The sequence below is a fragment of the Acidisphaera rubrifaciens HS-AP3 genome (genome assembly GCF_000964365.1).
GTDB classification, from domain to species: domain Bacteria; phylum Pseudomonadota; class Alphaproteobacteria; order Acetobacterales; family Acetobacteraceae; genus Acidisphaera; species Acidisphaera rubrifaciens.
The window spans coordinates 1-664 of record NZ_BANB01000989.1 but is presented as its reverse complement, the minus strand read 5'-3'; the positions used below and the strand labels follow the sequence as shown (position 1 = coordinate 664).

Genomic DNA, 664 nt, shown 5'->3' with positions numbered 1-664 from the left:
GTCCACGCGAGGCGACCGACATGCAGCCCGCTGCGCGGGCGGGCGCACCGGCACGCTCGATCCCGCCGCCTGCGCCCGCATCCGCGCCCTGATCCCGCGCGAGGGCGTGACGGAGCCGCCGCCCGCCGTCGATTACCGGCTGCTCGCCGCGCGCGGCTATGCGCCCAACCCGGACGGCGATCCCACGGTGACCGACCGCGTGTTCGTCCGCGACCTCGTCCTGCCGGTCAGCATCGGCGCCTATGCCCACGAATACGTGGCGCCGCAGCGCGTGCGCTTCGACGTGGAGGCGCTGGTCGCCCGCCCCGGCCGCGCCGTGCGCGACATGGGCGACGTGTTCTCCTACGACCTGATCGTGGACGGCGTCCGCCTGCTGACCGACGGCGAGCATCACCCGCTGGTGGAAACCCTGGCCGAGCGCATCGCCGCCCTCGTGCTGACCCATCGCCGCGTGGTCAAGGTGGTCGTGCGTGTCACCAAGCTCGATGTCGGCAGCGGCATCCTCGGCGTGGAGATCGAGCGTCTGCGCGACACCGCGCAGCCCGCCGTCGCGGACGTGCTGCCCCTGCCGTTGCGCCCGCGTGGCTGAGCCGTGATCGTCGTCAAACTCGGCGGCAGCCTCGCCCGCACCGGCGCGCACCGCGCCTGGCTGGCGGCGCTGGCC

At 74.4% G+C, this 664-nt stretch carries 1 protein-coding gene; it reads left to right on the top strand.

The window, feature by feature from the left end:
• The coding region (locus B8460_RS19585; RefSeq protein ID WP_048863311.1) for a dihydroneopterin aldolase at window positions 1-589 on the top strand (589 nt) is incomplete at its 5' end.
• Window positions 590-664: the final 75 nt, after the last annotated feature.